Source organism: Brachybacterium equifaecis (assembly GCF_023509525.1).
In the GTDB taxonomy this organism is placed as follows: domain Bacteria; phylum Actinomycetota; class Actinomycetes; order Actinomycetales; family Dermabacteraceae; genus Brachybacterium; species Brachybacterium equifaecis.
In genome coordinates this window covers 1-20,338 of sequence record NZ_JAKNCJ010000010.1, presented here as the reverse complement: position 1 = coordinate 20,338, position 20,338 = coordinate 1, and the positions used below count along the sequence as shown (strand labels likewise).

Annotated in this window: 15 protein-coding genes and 1 pseudogene; 11 read left to right on the top strand and 5 right to left on the bottom strand. The window is 72.7% G+C overall.

Features of this window, described 5'->3' with window-relative positions:
* The first annotated feature begins 3 nt into the window (after positions 1 to 3).
* The 7 genes from Bequi_RS12780 to Bequi_RS12750 are packed head-to-tail and all read left to right on the top strand — an operon-like array spanning position 4 to position 8,088.
* A complete protein-coding gene (locus Bequi_RS12780) occupies positions 4 to 1,209 on the top strand; it encodes a 5-(carboxyamino)imidazole ribonucleotide synthase (protein ID WP_249738326.1) in 1,206 nt (401 codons plus the stop codon).
* The gene (purE, locus tag Bequi_RS12775; protein ID WP_249738325.1) at positions 1,206 to 1,775 is read left to right on the top strand and encodes a 5-(carboxyamino)imidazole ribonucleotide mutase; all 570 of its coding nucleotides are present in this window, start codon (positions 1,206 to 1,208) and stop codon (positions 1,773 to 1,775) included. The genes Bequi_RS12780 and purE overlap by 4 nt, the downstream gene beginning before the upstream one ends.
* Positions 1,776 to 1,785: 10 nt before the next feature.
* A complete protein-coding gene (locus tag Bequi_RS12770; RefSeq protein ID WP_249738324.1) occupies positions 1,786 to 2,550 on the top strand; it encodes an acyltransferase in 765 nt (254 codons plus the stop codon).
* Positions 2,547 to 3,677: a DegT/DnrJ/EryC1/StrS family aminotransferase gene (locus Bequi_RS12765; RefSeq protein WP_249738323.1), complete on the top strand. Its 1,131-nt coding sequence runs from the start codon at positions 2,547 to 2,549 to the stop codon at positions 3,675 to 3,677. The genes Bequi_RS12770 and Bequi_RS12765 overlap by 4 nt, the downstream gene beginning before the upstream one ends.
* Positions 3,674 to 4,672: a Gfo/Idh/MocA family protein gene (locus Bequi_RS12760; RefSeq protein WP_249738322.1), complete on the top strand. Its 999-nt coding sequence runs from the start codon at positions 3,674 to 3,676 to the stop codon at positions 4,670 to 4,672. The genes Bequi_RS12765 and Bequi_RS12760 overlap by 4 nt, the downstream gene beginning before the upstream one ends.
* A 4-nt stretch (positions 4,673 to 4,676) precedes the next feature.
* On the top strand, positions 4,677 to 6,674 hold the full coding sequence (locus Bequi_RS12755) for a DUF6541 family protein (RefSeq protein WP_249738321.1): 1,998 nt from the start codon (positions 4,677 to 4,679) through the stop codon (positions 6,672 to 6,674).
* A gap of 37 nt (positions 6,675 to 6,711) precedes the next feature.
* Complete coding sequence (locus Bequi_RS12750; protein ID WP_249738320.1) at positions 6,712 to 8,088, top strand: hypothetical protein; 1,377 nt, start codon at positions 6,712 to 6,714, stop codon at positions 8,086 to 8,088.
* Here Bequi_RS12750 and Bequi_RS12745 read toward each other — a convergent pair.
* A complete protein-coding gene (locus tag Bequi_RS12745; protein ID WP_249738319.1) occupies positions 8,085 to 9,215 on the bottom strand; it encodes a hypothetical protein in 1,131 nt (376 codons plus the stop codon). The genes Bequi_RS12750 and Bequi_RS12745 overlap by 4 nt on opposite strands.
* Positions 9,212 to 10,414, bottom strand: a complete 1,203-nt coding sequence (locus Bequi_RS12740; protein ID WP_249738318.1) for a glycosyltransferase — start codon at positions 10,412 to 10,414, stop codon at positions 9,212 to 9,214. The genes Bequi_RS12745 and Bequi_RS12740 overlap by 4 nt, the downstream gene beginning before the upstream one ends.
* 113 nt (positions 10,415 to 10,527) lie before the next feature.
* Here Bequi_RS12740 and Bequi_RS12735 point away from each other — a divergent pair, with 113 nt between their 5' ends.
* Positions 10,528 to 12,336 carry an ABC transporter ATP-binding protein gene (locus tag Bequi_RS12735; protein WP_249738317.1) on the top strand — a complete coding sequence of 603 codons (1,809 nt, stop codon included), beginning with the start codon at positions 10,528 to 10,530 and terminating at the stop codon, positions 12,334 to 12,336.
* Between the two features lie 22 nt (positions 12,337 to 12,358).
* On the opposite strand, the gene Bequi_RS12730 is transcribed toward Bequi_RS12735, so the two are convergent.
* Positions 12,359 to 13,489, bottom strand: a complete 1,131-nt coding sequence (locus tag Bequi_RS12730; RefSeq protein WP_249738316.1) for a glycosyltransferase — start codon at positions 13,487 to 13,489, stop codon at positions 12,359 to 12,361.
* A 124-nt stretch (positions 13,490 to 13,613) separates the two neighbouring features.
* On the opposite strand from Bequi_RS12730, the gene Bequi_RS12725 reads away from it, so the two are divergent.
* Positions 13,614 to 14,795, top strand: a complete 1,182-nt coding sequence (locus Bequi_RS12725; protein WP_249738315.1) for a glycosyltransferase family 2 protein — start codon at positions 13,614 to 13,616, stop codon at positions 14,793 to 14,795.
* A 61-nt stretch (positions 14,796 to 14,856) separates the two neighbouring features.
* Here the strand turns inward: Bequi_RS12725 and Bequi_RS12720 are convergent, their stop codons facing one another.
* Entirely contained in the window at positions 14,857 to 17,655 is a 2,799-nt protein-coding gene (locus Bequi_RS12720) for a glycosyltransferase (RefSeq protein ID WP_249738314.1), read from the bottom strand.
* A 164-nt stretch (positions 17,656 to 17,819) separates the two neighbouring features.
* Here Bequi_RS12720 and Bequi_RS12715 point away from each other — a divergent pair, with 164 nt between their 5' ends.
* Positions 17,820 to 19,085 (top strand): glycosyltransferase, encoded by a 1,266-nt coding sequence (locus Bequi_RS12715; RefSeq protein ID WP_249738313.1) that lies wholly within the window; start codon positions 17,820 to 17,822, stop codon positions 19,083 to 19,085.
* 73 nt (positions 19,086 to 19,158) lie between these two features.
* Positions 19,159 to 19,698 carry a GNAT family N-acetyltransferase gene (locus Bequi_RS12710; RefSeq protein ID WP_249738312.1) on the top strand — a complete coding sequence of 180 codons (540 nt, stop codon included), beginning with the start codon at positions 19,159 to 19,161 and terminating at the stop codon, positions 19,696 to 19,698.
* A 22-nt stretch (positions 19,699 to 19,720) separates the two neighbouring features.
* Here the strand turns inward: Bequi_RS12710 and Bequi_RS12705 are convergent.
* A pseudogene (locus tag Bequi_RS12705) lies at positions 19,721 to 20,214 on the bottom strand (transposase); the annotation flags it as partial.
* Between the last annotated feature and the right edge of the window lie 124 nt (positions 20,215 to 20,338).

The following is a 20,338-nucleotide window of genomic DNA, read 5'->3' as shown; positions in this document are numbered from 1 at the left end:
ACCGTGCCGGCAGACTCCACCCCCTGTTCCCCGTCCGTCCCCGCGCGCCGCATCGGCGTGATCGGAGGCGGCCAGCTCGCCCGCATGATGCTGGGCCCGGCCATCGAGCTGGGCCTCGCCGTGGAGGTGCTCGCGACCGCTCCGGACGAGAGCGCCGCGCAGGGCGCCGCCGCCGTCCGGATCGGCCGCCATGACGATCCCGCGGCCGTGCGCGATCTCGCCGAGGCCGCGGACGTCCTCACCTTCGACCACGAGCACGTGCCCGCCGAGATCCTCGAGAGCATCCTCGACGAGGGCATCGCGGCCGTGCGCCCCGGCCCCGCCGCCCTCGTCCACGCCCAGGACAAGCTGAGGATGCGCGAGCGACTGAGTGCAGCCGGGCACCCCTGCCCCCGCTGGTGGCGCGCCGCGAGCCCGCAGGAGGTCGACGCCGCGCTCGCCGCCGAGACGAGCGGCCGCCTCGTCGCGAAGACTCCCCGCGGCGGGTACGACGGGCACGGCGTGCGCGTCATCTCCTCGAGCGCGGACGTCGCCGACTGGTGGGAGTTGCACCCGGAGCTGCTGCTCGAGGAGCTCGTCCCCTTCGCGCGGGAGCTGTCGGCGCAGGTCGCGCGCCGGTCCGGCGGCGAGAGCGCCGCGTACCCCGTCGTGCAGTCGACCCAGCGGGACGGCGTGTGCTTCGAGGTGGTCGCCCCTGCGCCGGGTCTCGATGCCGCTGACCAGGAGCGGATCCAGCAGCTCGCACTGCACATCGCCGAGGACCTGGACGTCACCGGCATGCTCGCGGTGGAGCTGTTCGAGACGGAGGACGGCGAGATCCTCATCAACGAGCTCGCCATGCGCCCCCACAACACCGGCCACTGGTCGATGGACGCCGCGGTCACCGGGCAGTTCGAGCAGCACCTGCGCGCTGTCGCAGATCTGCCGCTGGGCTCGACCGCGCCCGTCGCGCCGCACGCGGTGATGGTGAACCTGCTGGGCGGGCAGGAGAGCGATCTCGCCCGCGGCATGCGCGCCGCGATGGAGCAGGACGGGGGCCTCAAGGTCCACCTGTACGGCAAGGACGTCCGCCCCGGCCGGAAGGTCGGGCACGTCTGCGTCGCCGGCGAGGACCTCGAGGACCTCCGCGCTCGGGCCCACCGGGCCGAGCGCCTCATCAACGGCGGCGGCGACGCCGCGACCGAGACCACCGAAGGAGCCTCCGCATGAGCACCCGCATGAGCCCTGATCCCGCCGTCAGCACGGCAGAGCCCGCCCCCCGCGTCGCCATCGTGATGGGCTCGGACTCGGACTGGCCGACGATGCGCGCGGCGCACGAGGCGCTCGCCGAGTTCGGGATCGGTGCAGAGGTCGACGTGGTCTCGGCGCACCGCATGCCCGAAGACATGGTCGAGTTCGGCCGCTCGGCCGACCGCCGGGGCCTGCGGGTCATCATCGCCGGGGCCGGGGGCGCAGCCCACCTGCCCGGGATGCTCGCCGCTCTCACCCCGCTGCCGGTCATCGGCGTGCCCGTGCCCCTGAAGCACCTCGACGGCATGGATTCCCTGCTCTCGATCGTGCAGATGCCCGCCGGGGTGCCGGTCGCGACGGTCTCGATCGGCGGGGCCCGCAACGCGGGCCTGCTCGCGGCGCGCATCCTCGGCGCCGCCGATGACGCCGAGGGCGTGCGGCTGCGCGAGAAGATGGTGCAGTTCCAGGGCGAGCTGCGAGACATGGCCTACGCCAAGGGCGCGTCGCTGCGGGACTCCCTCGGCGCTCCCGGCCTCGCGCGATAGGTTCGGGCTCATGAACGAGACGATCTCCGACGGCAGCAGCGCCGACGAGACCCCTGAGCGCGAGGGCGTGCGCATCGTGGACAGCGCCGATGTGGCGCCCACTGCTGTCATCGGCGAGGGCAGCGCGATCTGGCATCTCGCTCAGGTGCGCGAGGACGCGCGCCTCGGCCGCGACTGCATCGTGGGACGCGGCGCCTACATCGGCAGCGGCGTCGAGATGGGCGACGGCTGCAAGGTGCAGAACTACGCGCTGGTCTACGAGCCGGCCCGGCTCGCCGCGGGCGTCTTCGTCGGCCCCGCCGTCGTCTTCACCAACGATCACTTCCCGCGCGCCGTCAACGGCGACCTCAGCCCGAAGTCCGCGCACGACTGGGAGCCCGTGGGGGTGACCTGCGAGCAGGGCGCCTCCATCGGCGCCCGCGCCGTGTGCATCGCCCCGGTCACGATCGGCGCGTGGGCGATGGTCGCCGCGGGCGCGACCGTCACGCGCGACGTGCCCCCGCACGCGCTCGTCGCCGGAGTCCCCGCCCGGCGCATCGCCTGGGTCGGTCGCGCGGGGCGCCCCCTCGAGCCCGCCTCCGACGGCACCGACGCCTGGGTGTGCCCGGAGACGGGGGAGTGGTACGTCGAGGACCGCATGACCGGTGGGCTGGCCCTCGCCCAGGACGCCGCCGCGCAGCGGCAGTACGCCGACGCCCCGCTCGCCGCAGCGGGGGAGACTCAGGATCCAGGCCAGCCCCAGCAGGACGACACGACGGACGGAGCGACCGCATGAGCGCCGCCGAGCAGGACCAGCTCCCCATGATCCCCGCCGCGAAGCCGATCATCGGCCAGGAGGAGCGCGAGGCGGTGGATCGCGTCATGGCCACCGGCATGGTCGCGCAGGGGCCCGAGGTCGCCGCCTTCGAGTCCGAGTTCTCCGCGCACCTCGCCGGCGGCCTCGAGTGCGTCGCCGTGAACTCCGGCACCTCGGGCCAGCATCTGGGGATGCTCGCTCTCGGCCTCGGACCGGGGGACGAGGTCATCGTGCCCTCCTTCACCTTCGCCGCGACCGCGAACTCCGTCGCCATCACGGGCGCGACTCCCGTCTTCGTGGACATCGACCCGGAGACCTTCTGCATCGACCCCGGAGCGATCGAGGCCGCGATCACCGAGCGCACCGTCGGCATCCAGCCCGTGCACCTGTACGGCCACCCCGCCGAGATGGACCGCATCATGGAGCTCGCGCAGCGCCGCGGGCTCTGGGTCGCCGAGGACGCCGCGCAGGCGCACGCGGCCACCTGGAAGGGCCAGCAGGTCGGCACCTTCGGCGCGTTCGGGATGTTCTCCCTCTACCCGACGAAGAACATGACCAGCGGCGAGGGCGGCATGGTCTCCTGCCGGGACGCCGAGACGGCCCGCCAGGTGCGCCTGCTGCGCAACCAGGGCATGGAGGTCCAGTACGCCAACGAGATCGCCGGCTTCAACAACCGCATGACGGACATCCACGCCGCCATCGGCCGGGTGCAGCTCGGGAAGCTCGACGGCTGGACCGCGCAGCGCCGCGAGAACGCCGCGCGGCTGGACGCCGGCCTCGCGGGCATCGACGGTCTCGCGACCCCCGTGGTCCGTGAGGGCGCCGAGCACGTCTACCACCAGTACACGATCCGGCTGCTCGGCGCCGCGGGCGCCGAGCGGGACCGCTTCGCGACCGCCCTGCGCGAGGAGCACCGGGTGGGCTGCGGGGTCTACTACCCGACCCCCGTGCACCGCCTGCCCTCCTTCGGCCTCGCGCTCGAACTGCCCGTCACCGAGCAGATCGCCGCCGAGGTGCTGTCCCTCCCCGTGCACCCGAGCCTCAGCGACGACGACCTCGAGCGGATCATCTCGGCTGTGCGCACCGTCGCCGGAGCGGGCGCATGAGCGCGCCCCTGCGCGCCGGGCTCATCGGTCTCGGCATGATGGGCCGCCACCACGCGCGGAACCTGCGCGCCATCGACGGCGTCGAGCTCGTCGCCGTCGCCGATGCCTACGGCGATCCGCACGGCGCCGCACCCGGTCTCGAGGTGCTCCCGAGCGCCGAGGCGCTGGTCGCGGCGGGGATCGACTACGCGGTCGTCGCCGTGCCCACGCAGTTCCACCGCGACGTTGCCCTCACCTTCGCCGAGGCGGGAGTGCACTGCCTGGTCGAGAAGCCGCTGGCCTTCGACATCCACGAGGCCGAGGAGATCGCGGGCGCCTTCGAGAGCGCGGGCCTCGTCGGCGCCGTCGGCTACATCGAGCGCTACAACCCCGCCCTGCAGGAGATGCGGCGCCGGATCGCCGAGGGGCAGCTCGGGGAGATCTACCAGATCGCCACGCGCCGCCAGGGAGGGTTCCCCGCGCGCATCGCCGACGTCGGCGTCGTCAAGGACCTCGCCACCCACGATCTCGACCTCACCGCCTGGGTCGCCGGGAGCCCCATCGCCGAGGTCGCTGCCGTCTCGACCCGCCGCTCGGGGCGCGAGGACGAGGACATGGTCTCGATCACCGGTCGCCTCGCGAGCGGCACCCTCACCAACCATCTGGTGAACTGGCTCTCGCCGTTCAAGGAGCGCGTCACCGCGGTGACGGGGGAGAACGGCGCGCTGGTCGCCGACACCATCACCGCTGACCTCACGTTCTACGCGAACGCGGAAGCCCGCGAGAACACGTGGGAGTCGATGCAGTCCTTCCGCGGCGTGAGCGAGGGCGACATGGTGCGCTACGCGCTGCACCGCGCGGAGCCGCTGCGCACCGAGCACGAGGCCTTCCGCGACGCGGTCCTCGGGCGCGGCGACAACATCGTCACCATGCGCGAGGGGCTCGCGACCGTGCGGGCCGTGGAGGCCGTGCTGGAGTCGGCGAGCGAGGGCGCGGTCATCCGCCTGGAGCAGTGAGCGCATGATCGCCGGAGAGGTCACCTCCGACGCGATCATCGTCCTCCTGGTGGCCGGGGCGGTGCTGTACGTCCCGGGTCTGGCGCTCATCCTCGCCGCGCGCGTCCGCCTGCCCTATGCGGTCGGCTTCGCCCCGGCGATGACGGCCGGCGTGTTCGCACTGCTGGGGCTCCTGTATCCCCTGGCGGGGATCCCCTGGAACCTCGGGACGGCAGGCGCGGGGACCGCAGTCGTCGCACTCGCAGGGGGGCTGGTGGGCCGCGTCGCCCGCGCGCGGACGGGAGTGCTCTCCGTTCCGGACGATGCTCCCGCCGGTCTCCTGGGAGGGGCGGTGCTGAGCGCCGCCGCGCTCGTCGCGGCGCTCGTGCTGCTCGTCCCCATGTACCGGATCTCTCCCGGGCTGAACTCGCTGATCAGCTCCTTCGACTCGATGTTCCACTACAACGCGGTCGCGCTGGTGCGGGACCGCGGGGACGTCTCGCCGTTCACGGGGCTGGAGATCATGTTCGACGGCAGCCCCACCTTCTACCCGATCCTCTTCCACCAGGTCGCCTCGCTGGTCCCCGGGGAGATCGTGCGCGCAGTGAACGCGAGCGTGCTCGTGATGCTGTGCAGCAGCGCGACCGCGATGGCCTCCCTGCTGTGGATCCTCACGCCGGCCTCCTTCCCCCGCTGGCAGCGGGCGCTGATCGCCGGTCTCCTCGTGCCGTCGGTCTTCCTGTTCTTCTCGATCCCCTTCATGGCGCTGACCGTGGGCCTGTGGCCGAACGCGTTCGCCTCCTCCCTCCTGCCCGCCGTGATGGCGGCCGCGCTGCTGACGGTGCGGCGCGTGCGGGAGGGCATCGCGCGATCCTCGGTGGGGCCGACCGGCACCGTCGTGTCCGCGCTGCCGGTCGCTCTGATCGTGGGCGGCGCGATCTGCGTCCACCCCTCGATGGCTTTCTCGGCCGCCGTGCTCGCCTGGTGCATCGCGGTGGCGGTCCTGGTGCGCCAGCTGCGCACGCGGCGCCGGCTCGCGCTCGCAGGACTCGGCGCCTGCCTCGCGGTGCTCGTGGTCTACGACGTCGTCGGTGCGACCCTCCTGCGATCGATGGCGCAGACGGTCAAGCCGTGGATGTCGGGCCCCGCGGTCGTCATGACCATGCTCGCCGATCGGCCGCGCCTGACGGTCATCCCGCTCAAGCTGCTGTTCGTGGTGCCGGTCTACCTGCTGACCCTGGTCGGCGTCGTGAGCGTGCTGCGGCGGCGCACCACGCTGGGGCTGGCGCTGGTGATCCACCTGATCGCGACGTTCGTCATCGCGCTCGGGGCGATGATCCCGTTCCTTCCGATCTCCTCGCTCGCGAATCCCTGGTTCCAGGCGCGCGAGCGCATCCTGCCGATGTTCACCATGACGGCGATCGCGCTCGCGGCGATCGGTCTGGCCGCGATCGTGCCCTGGCTGCGGCGGCGCGCCCCCGCGCTGCGCGCCGCCCTCGGCCTGGGGATCGCAGCCGCGCTGCTCGCACCGGTGGCCCTCACGGCCACGGACTGGATGCGCATGCCGCGGCTGCTCGAGCTCTCGCTGCATCGCGATGGGTATCTCGTGGCCTACGTGAGCAGCGAGGAGCGCGACTTCATCGAGGAGTCCTCCGCGCAGATCCCCCGCACGGCCGTGGTGCTCGGTGTCCCCTCCGACGGCACGCCGATGTTCTACAGCCTGGGCGACCGCAGCGTGGTGTTCCCGCACGGCGGATACCCCTCGACGCCCACGCAGATGCTCCTCGCGACCCGGGGGGACGACATCCTCACCGACCCCGAGGTGTGCAGGACGCTCCGTGGCTTCGGCGAGGAGGTCTACTTCTACGAGGACCGCTCGCCGTTCCGCGCAGGGCTCATCATGAGCCCGCTGCACCGCCAGGTCTACGGGGCGCTGGATCGCTTCTACCCGACCGGCCAGACTCTCGTCGCCCAGAGCCCGGACGGGCTGTACCGCCTGTACCGCCTCGACCTGCCCTGCTGACCGGCCGCTCGCGCGGAGACCTCACTAGGATCGGCCCATGCCCTCCCCGAACCCCGGCGCGAACGCCGCCGTCGTGCCCGAGCAGATGAGCCGCAGCGCGCGGCTGCGCGCGCGGATGAACCAGTCGTGGTGGATGCTGCGCCCCGCGCTGATCTTCTGCGCTCTCGTCGCGATGTTCGCGGTCACCTTCCTCCTCTACACCTACGGCACCGTCGACGGCACGTACTGGCGGGAGATGGCGGTGGCCCTGATCGGGACGCTGCTGACCATCACCGCTTCCCTCGGGATCGCCCTCGTCGCCTTCCGCGCCCAGCTGCGTGCCCACCGGGAAGCGGAGACGCTGCGGCGCTTCGACGCGAGCGCGTGGCGCAGCGGCAGCCTCTCGGTCGGCGCGATGCGGATCCCCGGTATCGCCGTGATCGCCTCGGCGGGCCACGGTCGGGAGTGGACGGAGAGCGCCGCGATGGAGTGGGAACCGGGCTTCGCTGCGGAGCGCGAGGAGGATGCGATCGCCCGGGACGCCTATCGGTTGCGGGTCCCTGCGGCTGAGGCTCGCGCGCGGGAGCTGTCCATCGCCCTGACCGACGATGCCTGCGTGGATCTCCGCGCGGCCCGCATCGCTCTCGAGCGCAGTGGCGACCGGCGCCGGCCCGTCTATCGGCTGACGGCCGCGAGATCCACCTATTACCGCTTCCTCGCGACCGGAGCGGATCTCGACGCTCCGCTCGAGGCGCCGTCCACGGGCGGCCGCTCTCTGCGGGAGGCGTGGGGACTGGACGTGCACTCGCTTGAGGACCTCGGACACCTCCCCTTCCTCGCAAAGGTGGGATGCGGGACAGCGGTGGTCACATCTGACAATCGCCTGGTGCTGGGGGTGCGCGGGCGGTCGATGATCGCCGGCACCGATCCGTCCGCACCGCGGACTCGGGCCAAGGTCCACATCGTGGCCGAGGGCATGACGCCGGACGACGTCGACGGGGAGGGCCGGATCGATCCGCGGCTGTCCTCCGTGCGGGGCATGCACGAGGAGCTGTCGCTCGGAAGCTCCTCGCGCGACCTCGGCGCCGTGCGCGAGCAGATCGCGACCGGATTCTTCCTGGACCACTTGCGCATGCAGCCCTGCTTCTCCTACCTCGCGCGCGTCAGCCTCAGCTGGGACGAGCTGCGCACCGCCGCTCCCGCCTCGCAGGACTTCTGGGAGGTCACCGAGCTGCGGGACATGCCCTTCGACATCTCCCACGTGGGCCTGCGCCGACTTCTGCTGGGGCGCCACCCCGACATGGAGTTCGCCTCGAATCATGCGGCTGCAGTCGTGTGGTTCGCCTGCCTTTACGAGTTCGGCTTCCACCGGATGCGCGACGCGCTGAGCATCCCGCTGCCGCCCGACGGCGTGCAGCGGGAGGAGATCCTCTAGGAGCCGGAGCGTGGGCCGCCGCCGGTGCGGGGCGCCAGCATCGCCGCGGCGCTCGCTGCGGCCGTGCGCAGGGCGCCCTGGCGTGCGAGGATCCGGCGGGGATCGGCGGGCAGCAGGGTCGCGGGACGGCCGTGGCGGCGTCGCGCCCGGGCCAGGTCGAGCAGCCGCGCGGTCGGCACCGCGGGGGAGAGGCACGCCGCGGCCAGCCGCGCGTCGGCCAGGGACAGATCGCGGGGGACGTCCGGGTGCTCCCGCAGCAGCCGGGCGGTGATGCGGGCGAGGTCGGCGCGGTCCTGCGCGCTCCACATCTCCGTCCTCTCGCGCACCACGAGCGCGGAGAACACGTGGATCCGCAGCAGCTTGAGCGCCACGAGATGGCGCTCCTCAGGTGCGAGATCCGCCTGCAGGACGGTGTCGAAGAACGCGAGCTGCACGGGCAGGGGGTGCGGGACGAACGTGGTGCGGTCGTGGGCGCCGGCGCGGACCACGTAGGCGGGGCCGGAGGCGTCATGCAGCACGCGGGCGCGCAGTACGAGCCGCGTGGTGAGGTCGACGTCCTCGCCGACGGGCAGTCCCGGGGTGAGTGCGAGTCCGAGCTCGCGCAGCACTGCGATGCGCATCAGCCCGAGCGGGGCGGAGCGGTACACCGACCGGTCCCTCAGGGGGTCGAGGACCCAAGGCGCGCCGAGGGCGGAGCGCAGCAGCGTGCCGGGCCGGGCCGGAGGAGTCGGCACCGGGAAGCGGGCCCCCTCCCGCTGGATCCGGGCGAGGACGGCGTCGGCCCGGCTCGAGCGCAGCAGCGCGCGCCAGCGGTCGGCGGCGCCGGGCTCGAGGACGTCGTCGGACCCCATGATGCCGACGAACTCGCAGGTCGAGGAGTCGAGCCCGGCCTGGAAGGGACCGGCGGGGCTGCGCAGGCCGTCGTGGAGCTCCTGGAGGCGGACCCGCTCGTGCAGGTGCGCGGGAATCTGCGCGAGCAGCTGCGCGCCGGAGATGTTGTGCGCGACCACCCGCACGCCGATGTGCTCGCCGGCGCCGGTGAGCACGCTGCGGACCGCATCCGCCAGCGGACGCTGCACCGAGTGGCAGGCGATGATGATCTCGGTGTCGACCGCGCTGCGGCTCATGCGCGGCCCGTCCAGACTCGAGGTCCGCTGCCGCGCTCGCATGTCTCCTCCAGCACCTCCCGATACTGCGCGCCGACGACGGGGGTCGAGAAGCGCTCCCCGATGGTCTCGGAGATCTGCTCGCTCGAGAGGTCGCGGGTCGCCGCGTCCACGCGCTGGATCGCGTCCGCGTAGGCGCGAGGATCCTGGACGCCGACGAGCTCCCCGACGGCCGGGTCGACGTACTCGCCCTGGCCGCCCGTGGCGCCGAGCACCACCGGGCGCCCCGCGACGAGGGCCTCGGCTGCGCCGACGAAGAAGTTGTCGGCCCGGGTGGGGCCGAAGAACAGGTCGGTGCCCTCCGCGACCGTCCGCAGCACCTCGTCGGCGGCGACCTGACCCCGCAGGGTGATGCGATCGGCGATCCCCAGCGCGCGCGCCTCCTCCTCGGTCGCGCTGCGCAGCGGTCCGTCGCCGAGCCAGTCCAGGCGCGCATCGACGCCGCGGCGGGCGAGCTCGGCCACGACGCGCACCGCGACCAGGGGATCCTTGCGCTCGATCAGCGCCCCGGTGGAGACCAGGCGCAGCGTGCCGTCGGACCGGTCGCGTCGCGGGGTGAGCGGGACCGGGTCCACGATGCAGGGGACCACGGCGACCGGCCGAGGGCCGCGCTCTGCGCGGATCGGCGCGGCGAGGAACTCGCAGACCGCGGTCACCGTGTCCGGCCTGCGCAGCAGGCGACGGAAGACGGGGATGGCCGCGCGCAGGTGCGCGGGCGCGCTCGCCGGGGTGGTCAGCGCCGACCAGTGCTCGGTGTGGACCCAGGGCGCGGGGACCTGCACCATGCGCAGCGCGAGCAGCGAGGAGATCGCCATCGAATGGACCGCGTCGCTCCCGCGCAGCGCCGCGGCCAGCGGTGCGCGAGCACCCGCCCAGGTGCGCGGATCCTGCGGGGCGAAGGGGATCCGCAGCACCTCGATGCTTCCTTCGTCGGCCCCCGTGCCCTCGCGCGCTGCCGGCAGGGCGCTCTGAGCCCGCACGGGTACCGCGATGCGGGCCGCGCCGCCGTCGGCCGCGAGATCCGAGGGCGGGATGAGATGCACCACGCGCACCCGGGAGCCGGAGGTCGCAGCGATCGCCCGTGCATCCCGCAGGACGAACGGGCCGACGGCGGGCCGAGCGGCCGTGGGGAACCAGGTGGTGACGATGGTGACGAGCACGTGACCATCCTGCCATCCGCAGGTCGGGCCGCCGGGACGGGCAGGACGCGACGGTACGATGACCGCTCGGCGGCGTTGCGCGCACCGCCATGAGACGAGAGCGTGCTGGAGGCATGGTGGGCAAGGTCCGGTCGGTCCTGCGCGAGCTGATCCCGATGCTCCCTGCGGAGGCCCGGCGCTTCATCCGCTTCTTCTCGCTGGCCAATGCCGCGCTCGCCGTGCTGGACACGATCTCTCTGCTGATCATGACCCTCGTGCTCACGGGCATCATGAGCGGCGGCTCCTTCCGGATCCCGCTCATCGGCGCGCTGCCCGAGACCTGGGCGATCCCGCTGCTCGTCGGCGCGGCGATGCTCATGGTCGTGAAGGCCGTGCTGAACATCCTGCTGCAGCGACGAGCCACCCGGCGCTTCGCCGAATTCGAGCAGATCATCGGCTCGCAGCTCTTCGAGGCGTACATCCGGGCGCCGTGGACCGAGCGCCTCTCGCGCACGTCGGCGCAGGTCGTGCGCATGGTCGACGTCGGGATGGCGAACACGATCTCGGGCGTCATCATCCCCTCGACCCAGACTCCGACGAACCTCATCACCTTCCTCGGCGCGCTCGCGGTGCTGATCTTCGCCGCCCCGCTGACGGCCCTCGTCACCTTCGTGTATCTCGGACTGGTGGCGCTGGCGATGTATCTCGTCGTCTCGCGCCGCTCGTACCAGGCCGGGTACGAGAACCGCCTGGCGGGCGTGGGCATGGTCTCGATCGTCTCGGAGATGATCTCGGCGCTCAAGGAGATCACCCTGCGCGACAAGGCCGGAGAGGTCGCGAAGACCGTCTACGGCTACCAGCGCGCCGCCGCGCGCACCCGCGCCGACATCCGCTTCTTCCAGTCCGTGCCGCGCTTCATCGTGGACATCGCGCTGATCGGCGGGGTGCTCGTGGTCGGCGGGGTCTCGCTGCTGGTGAGCGGCGGCTCGATGGATGCGGCGCTCACGGCGGTCGCGATCTTCGGGCTCGGCGGGTTCAAGATGATCCCCGCGATCACCGCCATGCAGTCCAACACCAACCAGATGAACGCCGCGCTCACCCACGCCGAGGCGGTCGTGCGCGATATCAACGACGCGAAGAGCTTCGTCCAGCAGGCCGAGAGCATCGGCCGCGCACCCCTCCAGGAGCACCCGGCGCTGCTCGAGGTGCGCGATGTCGCCTTCACCTATCCGGGCGCCGCCGCGCCGGCTCTGCAGGGCGTCGACCTGCGCATCCCGATCGGCTCGACGATGGGGATCGTCGGCAGCTCTGGGGCCGGCAAGTCCACGCTCATCGACCTGCTGCTGGGACTGCTGGTGCCCTCGCACGGCGAGATACTGCTCGACGGCACGGATCTGCGCGAGGTGCTCGCGACCTGGCGGGCCCGCGTCGGCTATGTGCCGCAGGACGTCACCATCTTCGACGGCACCTTCGCCCAGAACGTCGCCCTGACCTGGAGCGATGACGCCGACGAGGACCGTGTCCGGGCCGCGCTGGAGCGCGCGCAGCTCCTGGACGCCGTGCTCGCCCGCCCGGGCGGGATCCACGAGAAGGTCGGGGAGCGCGGGATCGCACTGTCCGGCGGCCAGCGCCAGCGCCTGGGCATCGCCCGCGCGCTCTACGCGGATCCGCTCGTGCTCGTGCTCGACGAGGCCACCAGCGCCCTGGACTCCTCGACCGAGGCGGCCGTCTCGAAGGCGCTCGCCGAGCTCGCCGGGGACGTCACTGTGATCTCCGTGGCGCACCGGCTCTCCACCGTGCGCGGGGCCGACCAGATCTGCTTCATGAAGGACGGGACGGTCGAGGTCGTCGGCACCTTCGACGAGGTCGTCGCGCAGAGCCCCGACTTCGCCCTGCAGGCAGGGCTCGCCGGGCTGCTGCGCGAGGACCCGTCGGGGCGCTGAGAGCCCTCAGACCCCCGCGATCTCAGACCCCTGCGATCGCGTCGACCGCGTCCTTCCACACCTGCACTACGGACTCCGCCGAGAGCGGGCGCGCTGCTGCATCCGCGCGCCGCTTCTGCTCGGCGACGATCTCGGGCGTGAGGGAGGCGACCGCGCGCGCGAGCGCTTCGGTGCTGAAGTCCTCGGCGACCACGCCGAATCCCCAGGGCGCCATCACGTCGACCATCTCGGGGGAGGGCCCGATGACCTGTCCGATGCGCGCCTGCACGAAGTCGAAGAACTTGTTCGGGAGCACCCAGCGGGTGTTGAAAGTGATCGGCGGCAGCGAGAACAGGCCGACGTCGTAGCCGTTGAGAGTGCGGACCAGGTCGGAATAGGGCACCGGATCCAGGATCCGCACGTTCGCCGTGCGGGCGGCGCGCGCCCGGAGCTCCTCGAAGTACGGCGTCGTGTTCTGCGTGAGGTAGAGGTCCAGGGTGAAGCCCGCGCCGGCCTCGGCGACGGCGTCGATGTGCTGCTCGAGCGCCCTCTCCCGGCGCGCGGCCCCGGAGTGGACCAGGCGGATGGTCTCGCCGACGCTCTGCGGGGCGAGGTGCGGCTCGAACGGGGCGGCGTTGGGGACCACGCGCACATCGCGCAGGCCGAACTGTCGCTCGTACTCGGCGGCGATGGCCGGGCCGATCGTGGTGACGCTCGCGGCGCGGCGCACATGCCGGCGGACCATCCATTCGAACAGGGGCCGGATGTGGCGGTTCCAGCCCGCATCCTGCTCGTTCAGACGGGAGGAGAACTCGTGCAGATCCGCATGGAATCCGCGGCGAGGCCGCAGGGCGCTCGCGACCCCGGAGCCCTCGACGTCATTGGCCAGGATGACGTCGAACTCGCCGCGGCCCAGGTGCGCGCGGGCCCAGCGGATCGCCGGGTTCCACCAGTAGGTCGCGGGATGGGCATGGGTGATGACGAGCTTCGGCTCCCAGACCCAGCTCGTCACGTCATCCGGAATCCGGACGTGGTGCTCGACCCCCTCGGGAGCCGGACCGTAGCCGCAGGTCGTGACCCGGTAGTCGCGGCGGAAGAGCTCGACCTGCTTGAGGACCCGGGCATCCCCCACGATCGGCGAGAACGACAGGATCAGCAGGGAGGGTCGGGGCATGCCGGGATGTTACCAAGGGCCGCTCGGCGGGACGCTCCGGGCATCCCGCCGCGGGCCGCTCCGGGCATCCCGATGCCGTGCCCCGGGAGCGTCCCGACGGCACCCCCTGCCCTAGGCTGGGCGCATGGCCCGGCCCCTCCTCCCTGAACCCGCCGCGGCGCAACCGGCAGCAGCCGAGAGCGCGGATGTCGACGTCATCATCGCCGTCCATGATCCGGCCCGGCCGATCGCCCGCTCCGTCGCCTCGGCCCTCGCAGCTGGGGGGCCGAGCGGTCCCCGTCTCCAGGTGAGCGTCGTCTGCCACAACCTCCCGGCCGCCCGGATCCGTGAGGCGCTGGAGAGCGCGGGGGCCCTGGATCCTCGGGTGAGACTGCTCGAGCTCGCCGATCAGATCCCCTCCCCGGCCGGCCCCTTCAACCGGGGCATCGACAGCTCACGGGCGGAGTTCGTGACGACCGTCGGCTCGGACGACATCCTCGAGCCCGGGGCGCTGGACGCCTGGTACGCGCGCGCCCTCGAGCTGCGGGCCGACGCCGTGCTCGCCCCGATCCGCACGGACCGCGGCCTCGTCGCGACTCCGCTCGCGCGGCCGCACGCTCCCGATCTCCTGGACCCCGTGGCCGACGGGCTCGCGCACCGCACCGCGCCGCTGGGGCTCCTGCGGCGCGAGACGCTGGAACGGATCGGGTTCCGCTACACCGAGGGCGGCCTCGGCAACGGCGAGGACATCGAGCCGGCCCTGCGACTGTGGTTCGCGCCCGGGATGCGGCTCGCCCAGTGCCCAGGCGCCCCCGCGTACCGGGTCACCGATGACATGGGCGCCTCCCGTCAGACGGCTCTCGTCGGCCCCCTGGAGCGCGAGCTCGCATTCCTGCGCCCGCTGCTCGCCCAGCCCTGGATCGCCGTGCTCGGCACGGCGCAGCGCGAGGCGATCCTGGTCAAGCTGCTGCGCGCCCAGGTCATCCCCGCGATCGTGCGCCGCACGGGGGCGGGGATAGAGGAGGGCCACCCCGATGCGTACACAGTGGCCGATGCGCGATTCCTGCGCACCGCGCTCGCCGACCTGCGGGCCCTGCACGGGCGTCTGCCCCGCGGCCTCGCGCTGAGCGAGGCGCGCGTGCTGCGCCTGGCCCAGTCGGGAGACGCGAGCGCTCTGCGCACCCTCGTGCGCCGCCTCTGGAGCGGCCCCCGCCTCTCGAAGGTGATCACGCTCAGGCCGTGGGAGAGCCTCACCGCCCAGTCGCCCCTGCGCCAGCACCTCGCCGGCCGCGCGCTGACCAGAGCCCGCGCCCGCGCGCAGGCCTGAGGCCGCCCGGTCGCCGGAGGCCCCGCCTCGCGGTGCGGGAGGGCGCGGAGTGCCAGCCTTCTCAGTCGCGCAGGCCGAGGAGCCGCTCGTACTCGCGCGCGATCTCGTCCGGATCGCGCGCCGCGCGCATCCACTCGCGCGCTGCCGCCCCGGCCGCCTCGAGGGCCTCCGGGTCGCGGTGGGCGAGGATCCGCTGCGCGGCTTCCTCGGCATCCTCCACGATCCACTGCGCAGGATAGATCGTCGCCGCGCCGCCCCACGCGGAGGCGTCCGGCCAGTCGCGCACCACCGGCACGCAGCCCGCGGCCGCGCCCTCGGCGACCGATTCGTGCGTGCCCTCATGGCGCGAGGACGACAGCACGAACCCGGCCCGGGCCAGGATCTGCGGGACGTCGTCGCGGAAGCCCAGGACCTCCGCTCCCGCACCAGCCTGATCGAGCCCAGCGCGCACCTGGGCGGCCCAGTCGCGATGCCGCGTCTCGGGGACCGCCGGCAGCTCCGCTCCCAGCAGCAGGAGGCGGTAGCGAGGATCCTGCGCGCGCAGCCGCGCAAGGACATCGAGCGCGAACAGGGCGTCCTTCACCGGAGGCGCCCAGCCGATCTGCACGATCGTGAACGGCGAGTCGGCATCCTTCGCCGGAGCGAATGCCGAGAGGTCGTGGACGTTGCGGATGACATCGACGTCGGCGCACTGGGCCAGGCGCGGGGCCATCCGCTCGACCTGGGCGCGGACCGCGGGGGAGACGAAGCGCAGTCTGTCGATGCGCGAGAACGCGGTCAGCATCGGGTAGGGGGTGAACGCCTCGAAGCGGTGCAGACGGGCGATGGTCTCGATGCCGAAGCGCGCGGTGTCGAGCAGGGAGAACCACGCGAGCGGGTAGGTGCCCCACTCGATGAGGACCACGTCGGCCCATTCGAGCTGCTCCGCGAGCGCGGAGGGCACCGGGGCGAGAAGGCCGCGGCGGGAGAAGGCCATCCGCATCCCGGCGATCGCCCGGTGGGAGGGCCGCTGCGCGGGCGGCAGGGAGGTCACATCGAAGGTCCGCCACTCGGCACGGCGGCCCCCCGCCTCTGCCGTGCGCGACTCGAGGCCCTCCTGGACGCGCCGCACGAAGGTCCAGGAGTCGTGCGAGAGCACGAGGATCCGCCGGGGGCGCGAGGGATCGGGCGGGGCAGGCTGAGCGGAGAGCTCCGGGTCGGGGCGCTCGATCATGAGGCGGCCGACGGTGCTGCGCTCGAAAGGGGCGAGGAAGGCCCCTGGATCCGAGGCGAGCGGCGGAGCACCGGCGCCGGACTGCAGGCTCGGATGGAAGGCGAGCTGCAGCGCGAGGTCGAACAGCTCCGCGGCCGATCCGTCCCGCCCCCGGCGCAGCTGCGCATCGGCCGCGCGCAGGATCTGCCGTACGGCCGCGGCGACCTCGAGCGGCGCCCCCTCACCGGCTGCGAGGGGCGCATGGGCGAGTGCGAAAGCGGCGCGCGCCCCGAGGGACCCGGGCGCCCGCCGCGCTGCGCGCGCAGCGCCGCGGGCGAGCGGGACGTCGAGCGGAAGGGAGCGCAGGAGGAGGCCCTGAGCGATCGCGGGCCAGCGGCGCAGCGGGGGCAGGTCCCGCGACCGTGCGCGCAGCGCGGCTGCGCGGCCGAGAGGGGCGCGTGCGGGGCTGTGCGTCCGGGCCCGCTCCTCGATGCGGCGCAGGGATTCCAGGAGCTTCGGCGTCTCGTGCTCAGCGCTCAGCAGCGGCGCGGCGGCGTCGGCCGCGCGCTTGTGGCGCAGCACGCGCTCGGGGGTGAGGAGGGCGAGCGCGGCAGCGAAGCTGCCCGCGTCCATCGCCTCGCTCACCACGCCGAGGTCGTGAGCAGCGAGCAGGCGCTCCATCTCCACCGAGGGGGAGATGACGATCGCGAGCCGCGCCTGGATGTAGTCGAAGAACTTGTTCGGCAGCGCGTGGCGCAGGCTGAACGTGGTCGTGGGGCAGGCGAACAGGCCGACGTCATACCCGGCGAGGACCTCCGCGAGCTCGGCGTGGGGAACGGGATCGAGCACCCGGATCCGGCCGCCGCTGCCCGCGCAGCGGCGGCGCAGGGCGGCCACGTAGTCCGGGGTGTTGGGGGTGAGGTAGAGGTCGAACTGCAGGTCCTGGCCCGCATCCAGGCGCAGCTGCACGGCGTCGATCATCACCTCGAGCTCGCGATCGGGCATCGCCGCCCCGGAGTGCACCAGTCGCAGCGGCGAGGCGGGGGCGGTGGGGGAGCCCTCCCGGAACGGGGCGGCGTTGGTGATCACCCTGCAGTCGAACCCGAAGCGGCGCTCGTACTCCTCGGCGATCCCTGCGGCGACGGTGGTCACCGCGTCGGCGCGGGCGACGGCGGTGCGGCAGATCCAGTCCATGTACGGGGCGACGAACAGCCGCCATTGCGGCAGGTTCTCCTTGAGCAGCGGCGAGTACTCATGCAGATCGGCGTGCACGCCGAAGCGCGGGCGCAGGGACAGCGCGAGCGGCACGGTCTCCACGTCGTCGGCGAGGATCAGATCGAACTGCCGGCCGCGCAGCGCCTCAGCGGCGGCGCGCACGGACTCCTGGCGCCAGTAGGCGCGCGCGAAGCGGCGCAGCATGACGGCCGGACGGTCGAGCTTCCACGCGGTGAGGCCGTCGGGCAGGCGCACATGCGCGGCGCCGGCGCGCGGGGCGGGGCCGTACCCGCAGGTCGTGACCTCGTAGCGGGGCAGGAGCGCATCGATCTGGCGCAGCACGCGCGCATCGCGCGCCAGCGGCGAGAAGCACAGCACCAGCACGTGCGGGCGGCCCTCGGCCCCTGAGGTCGAGAGGGCCGTCTCCGGCAGGTCGAAGGGGGCGTCAGGCATGCACGGGATACTACGGGCCGCACGCGGGAGCAGCCCGGCAGCGTGCGCGTGACACCGTGCGCGTGACACCGTGCGCATCCCCGCGCTCCGGGGCCTTCCCGGCGAGGTCCGTGAGGGGCGTCCGTGCCAGGTCCGCGAGGGGCCCTGCGTGCTACCGTGGCGCGATGCCCACTCTGGCCCTCGCGACCAGGCTCTTCGCTCCTGAGCCCACTCCTGCAGCCTTCCGGCAGGAGGCCCTGGCGATCGCTCTCGAGCAGGCCGGCGCCGAAGTCCTCGTGCTGACCACGTCCGCGCCGGGCGCCGAGGGGCACCGCGACCGGGTCCGGCACGTCTCCCGATTCCCCGTGAAGCGAGACCGGCAGGGCCACGTGCGGGGGTACGTCTCCTACATGAGCTTCGATCTCCCCGTCGTGCTGCGCCTCCTCGCCGCGCGCGACCTGCAGGCGATCATCTCCGAGCCGCCGCCGACCACGGGCCTCGCGGTCATGGCCGCCTCCTGGATCCGCGGCGTCCCCTACGTCTACTACGCGGCCGACGTGTGGGCCGATGCCACCGAGACCGTCCCCGGGGTGCCGCTGCTCGTGCGGCGCACGGTCCGCGCGATGGAGAACCTCGTGTGGCGGCGCGCATCGCTGATCCTCGCGATCTCGCCCGGGGTGGCCGGGCGCGTGCGCGAGCTGATCGGCATGGATGCCCCCATCGCGATGATCGGCAACGGCATCGACACCGAGGCGTTCACGATCGAGGGGCCGCGGGCCGCCGAGCCGGGGCCGTTCTTCGTGTACACCGGCACCATCTCCGAGTGGCACGGCGCGGCGATCTTCCTCGACGCCTTCGCGCTGCTCCGCGAGGAGCACCCGCAGGCCCGGCTCCTGTTCTTCTCCGAGGGCGCGGAGAAGGACGCGTTCGCACGCACCGTCGCCGAGCGGGGCATCCAGGGCGTCGAGTTCCGTCGCAAGCTGCCGGCGGTCGAGGTCGCCGCGTACGTGCGCGCGGCGACGGCGGCGCTCTCCTCCGTGGTCCCCGGGCGGGGATACGACTTCGCGCTGCCGACGAAGATCTACGCCGCGACCGCCTGCGGCACCCCCGTCATCCACACCGGCCAGGGCGCTGCCACGCAGCTCGTGCGCGAGGGCGGACTGGGCTGGGCGCCCGACTACGACGCCCGTGCCATCGCCCGTGCCATGGCCGAGGCCATCGAGGGCGCGGGGACCCCGGATCCGCGTGCGCTGCGCTCCTGGACCGAGGACCACTCCAGCCTGCAGTCGAGCGCTCGCGAGGGTGCAGAGGCGATCCTGGATCTCCTGCAGGCGCGGTCAGCGCCTGCCGCCCCGCGCCGCCGGGCTCGAGCTCGGGCCTGGGCGGGAGCGGCGCTCGCGCTCGGCGCCCTGGCCTGCGCGATCGGTGCCGCGCGCCTCCGCAGGGACTAGGGCGTGTCTGACAAGGTCCGTCGGGGTTCGTGGCTGACTACGCGCGGCCACTCGGCCGTGACATGCTTGGCACATGGAGCGGACATCGACGCCGACGATCGCTGGGCGACGGCTCACGTTGCGCGAGTTCGCGGAGCGCGACGTCGATCTGGTGCTCTCGGTCGTCGACGACCCGTTGATCCCGCACATCACGTCCATCCCGGCTGCGGGCACTGCGGAAGATGCGCGTGAGTACATCCAGCGCCAGCGTGGTCGAGCACCCTCGGGTGAGGGCTTCCAGTTCGCGATCATTGAGACGGGCTCGCATGACGCCGTCGGACAGATCGGCCTGACGTTCAGAGATGCGCATCGGGAACGCGCGAGCGTCGGCTACTGGATATCGCCACGACACCGGCGGCGTGGTCTTGCCAGCACCGCGTTAGACCTACTGTCGACGTGGGCGCTCGATCTCCCAACCATGCGACGGCTGGAACTGTATGTCGAGCCCTGGAACGAGGGTTCATGGAGAGCTGCCGAGGCGGCAGGCTTCGCTCGAGAGGGGCTCTTGCGCTCGTGGGAGCGCGTCGGGCCTGAGCGACGAGACATGTACATGTACTCGCTCCTTCGCGCGTGAGTGAGTACAGGGTCCGCGAACGTCACGACGTTGCGCCGGGTGGCACTTGCGGCGACGGCATGACCAACAAGCGCTTTGTCCAGGCGATGATTGCGTGCAGGATGGCGGAGGCCCGGTAGGCGATCGCGAGTGTGTCGTAGCGGGTAGCGAGCCCGCGCCATTGCTTCATGTGCGCGAAGCGACGCTCGATCACGTTGCGGCCGCGATAGTCGCTGGCGTCGAGCTTCGGTGGTCGGCCACCGCGGCTGCCTCGACGCTTGCGATGCCCGGCCTGGTCGGCGGGCTCCGGAATCGAGGCGACGATCCGACGGCTGCGCAGATGCTCGCGATTGCGGCGTGAAGAGTAGGCCTTGTCGCCGCGAACGACGTCGGGTCGCGTGCGCGGCCGACCGCAGGAGCGCGTCACTCGCAACTGCTCGAGCAGGGTCATCAGCATCGGTGAGTCGCCCGACTGGCCCGGCGTGACCGCGATCACCAACGGCAGCCGAACCCGTCGACGAGTGCGTGGATCTTTGTCGGTGGGCTGACCCCGTGATGTAGGTCCAGTCGTTGTGTGAGTCGTCTTGATGCTCGCTGCTGCGGGCAGGAAGACTGGTCTCATCATGACGAACACGAGGAAGCGGCACACGCCTGAGCAGGT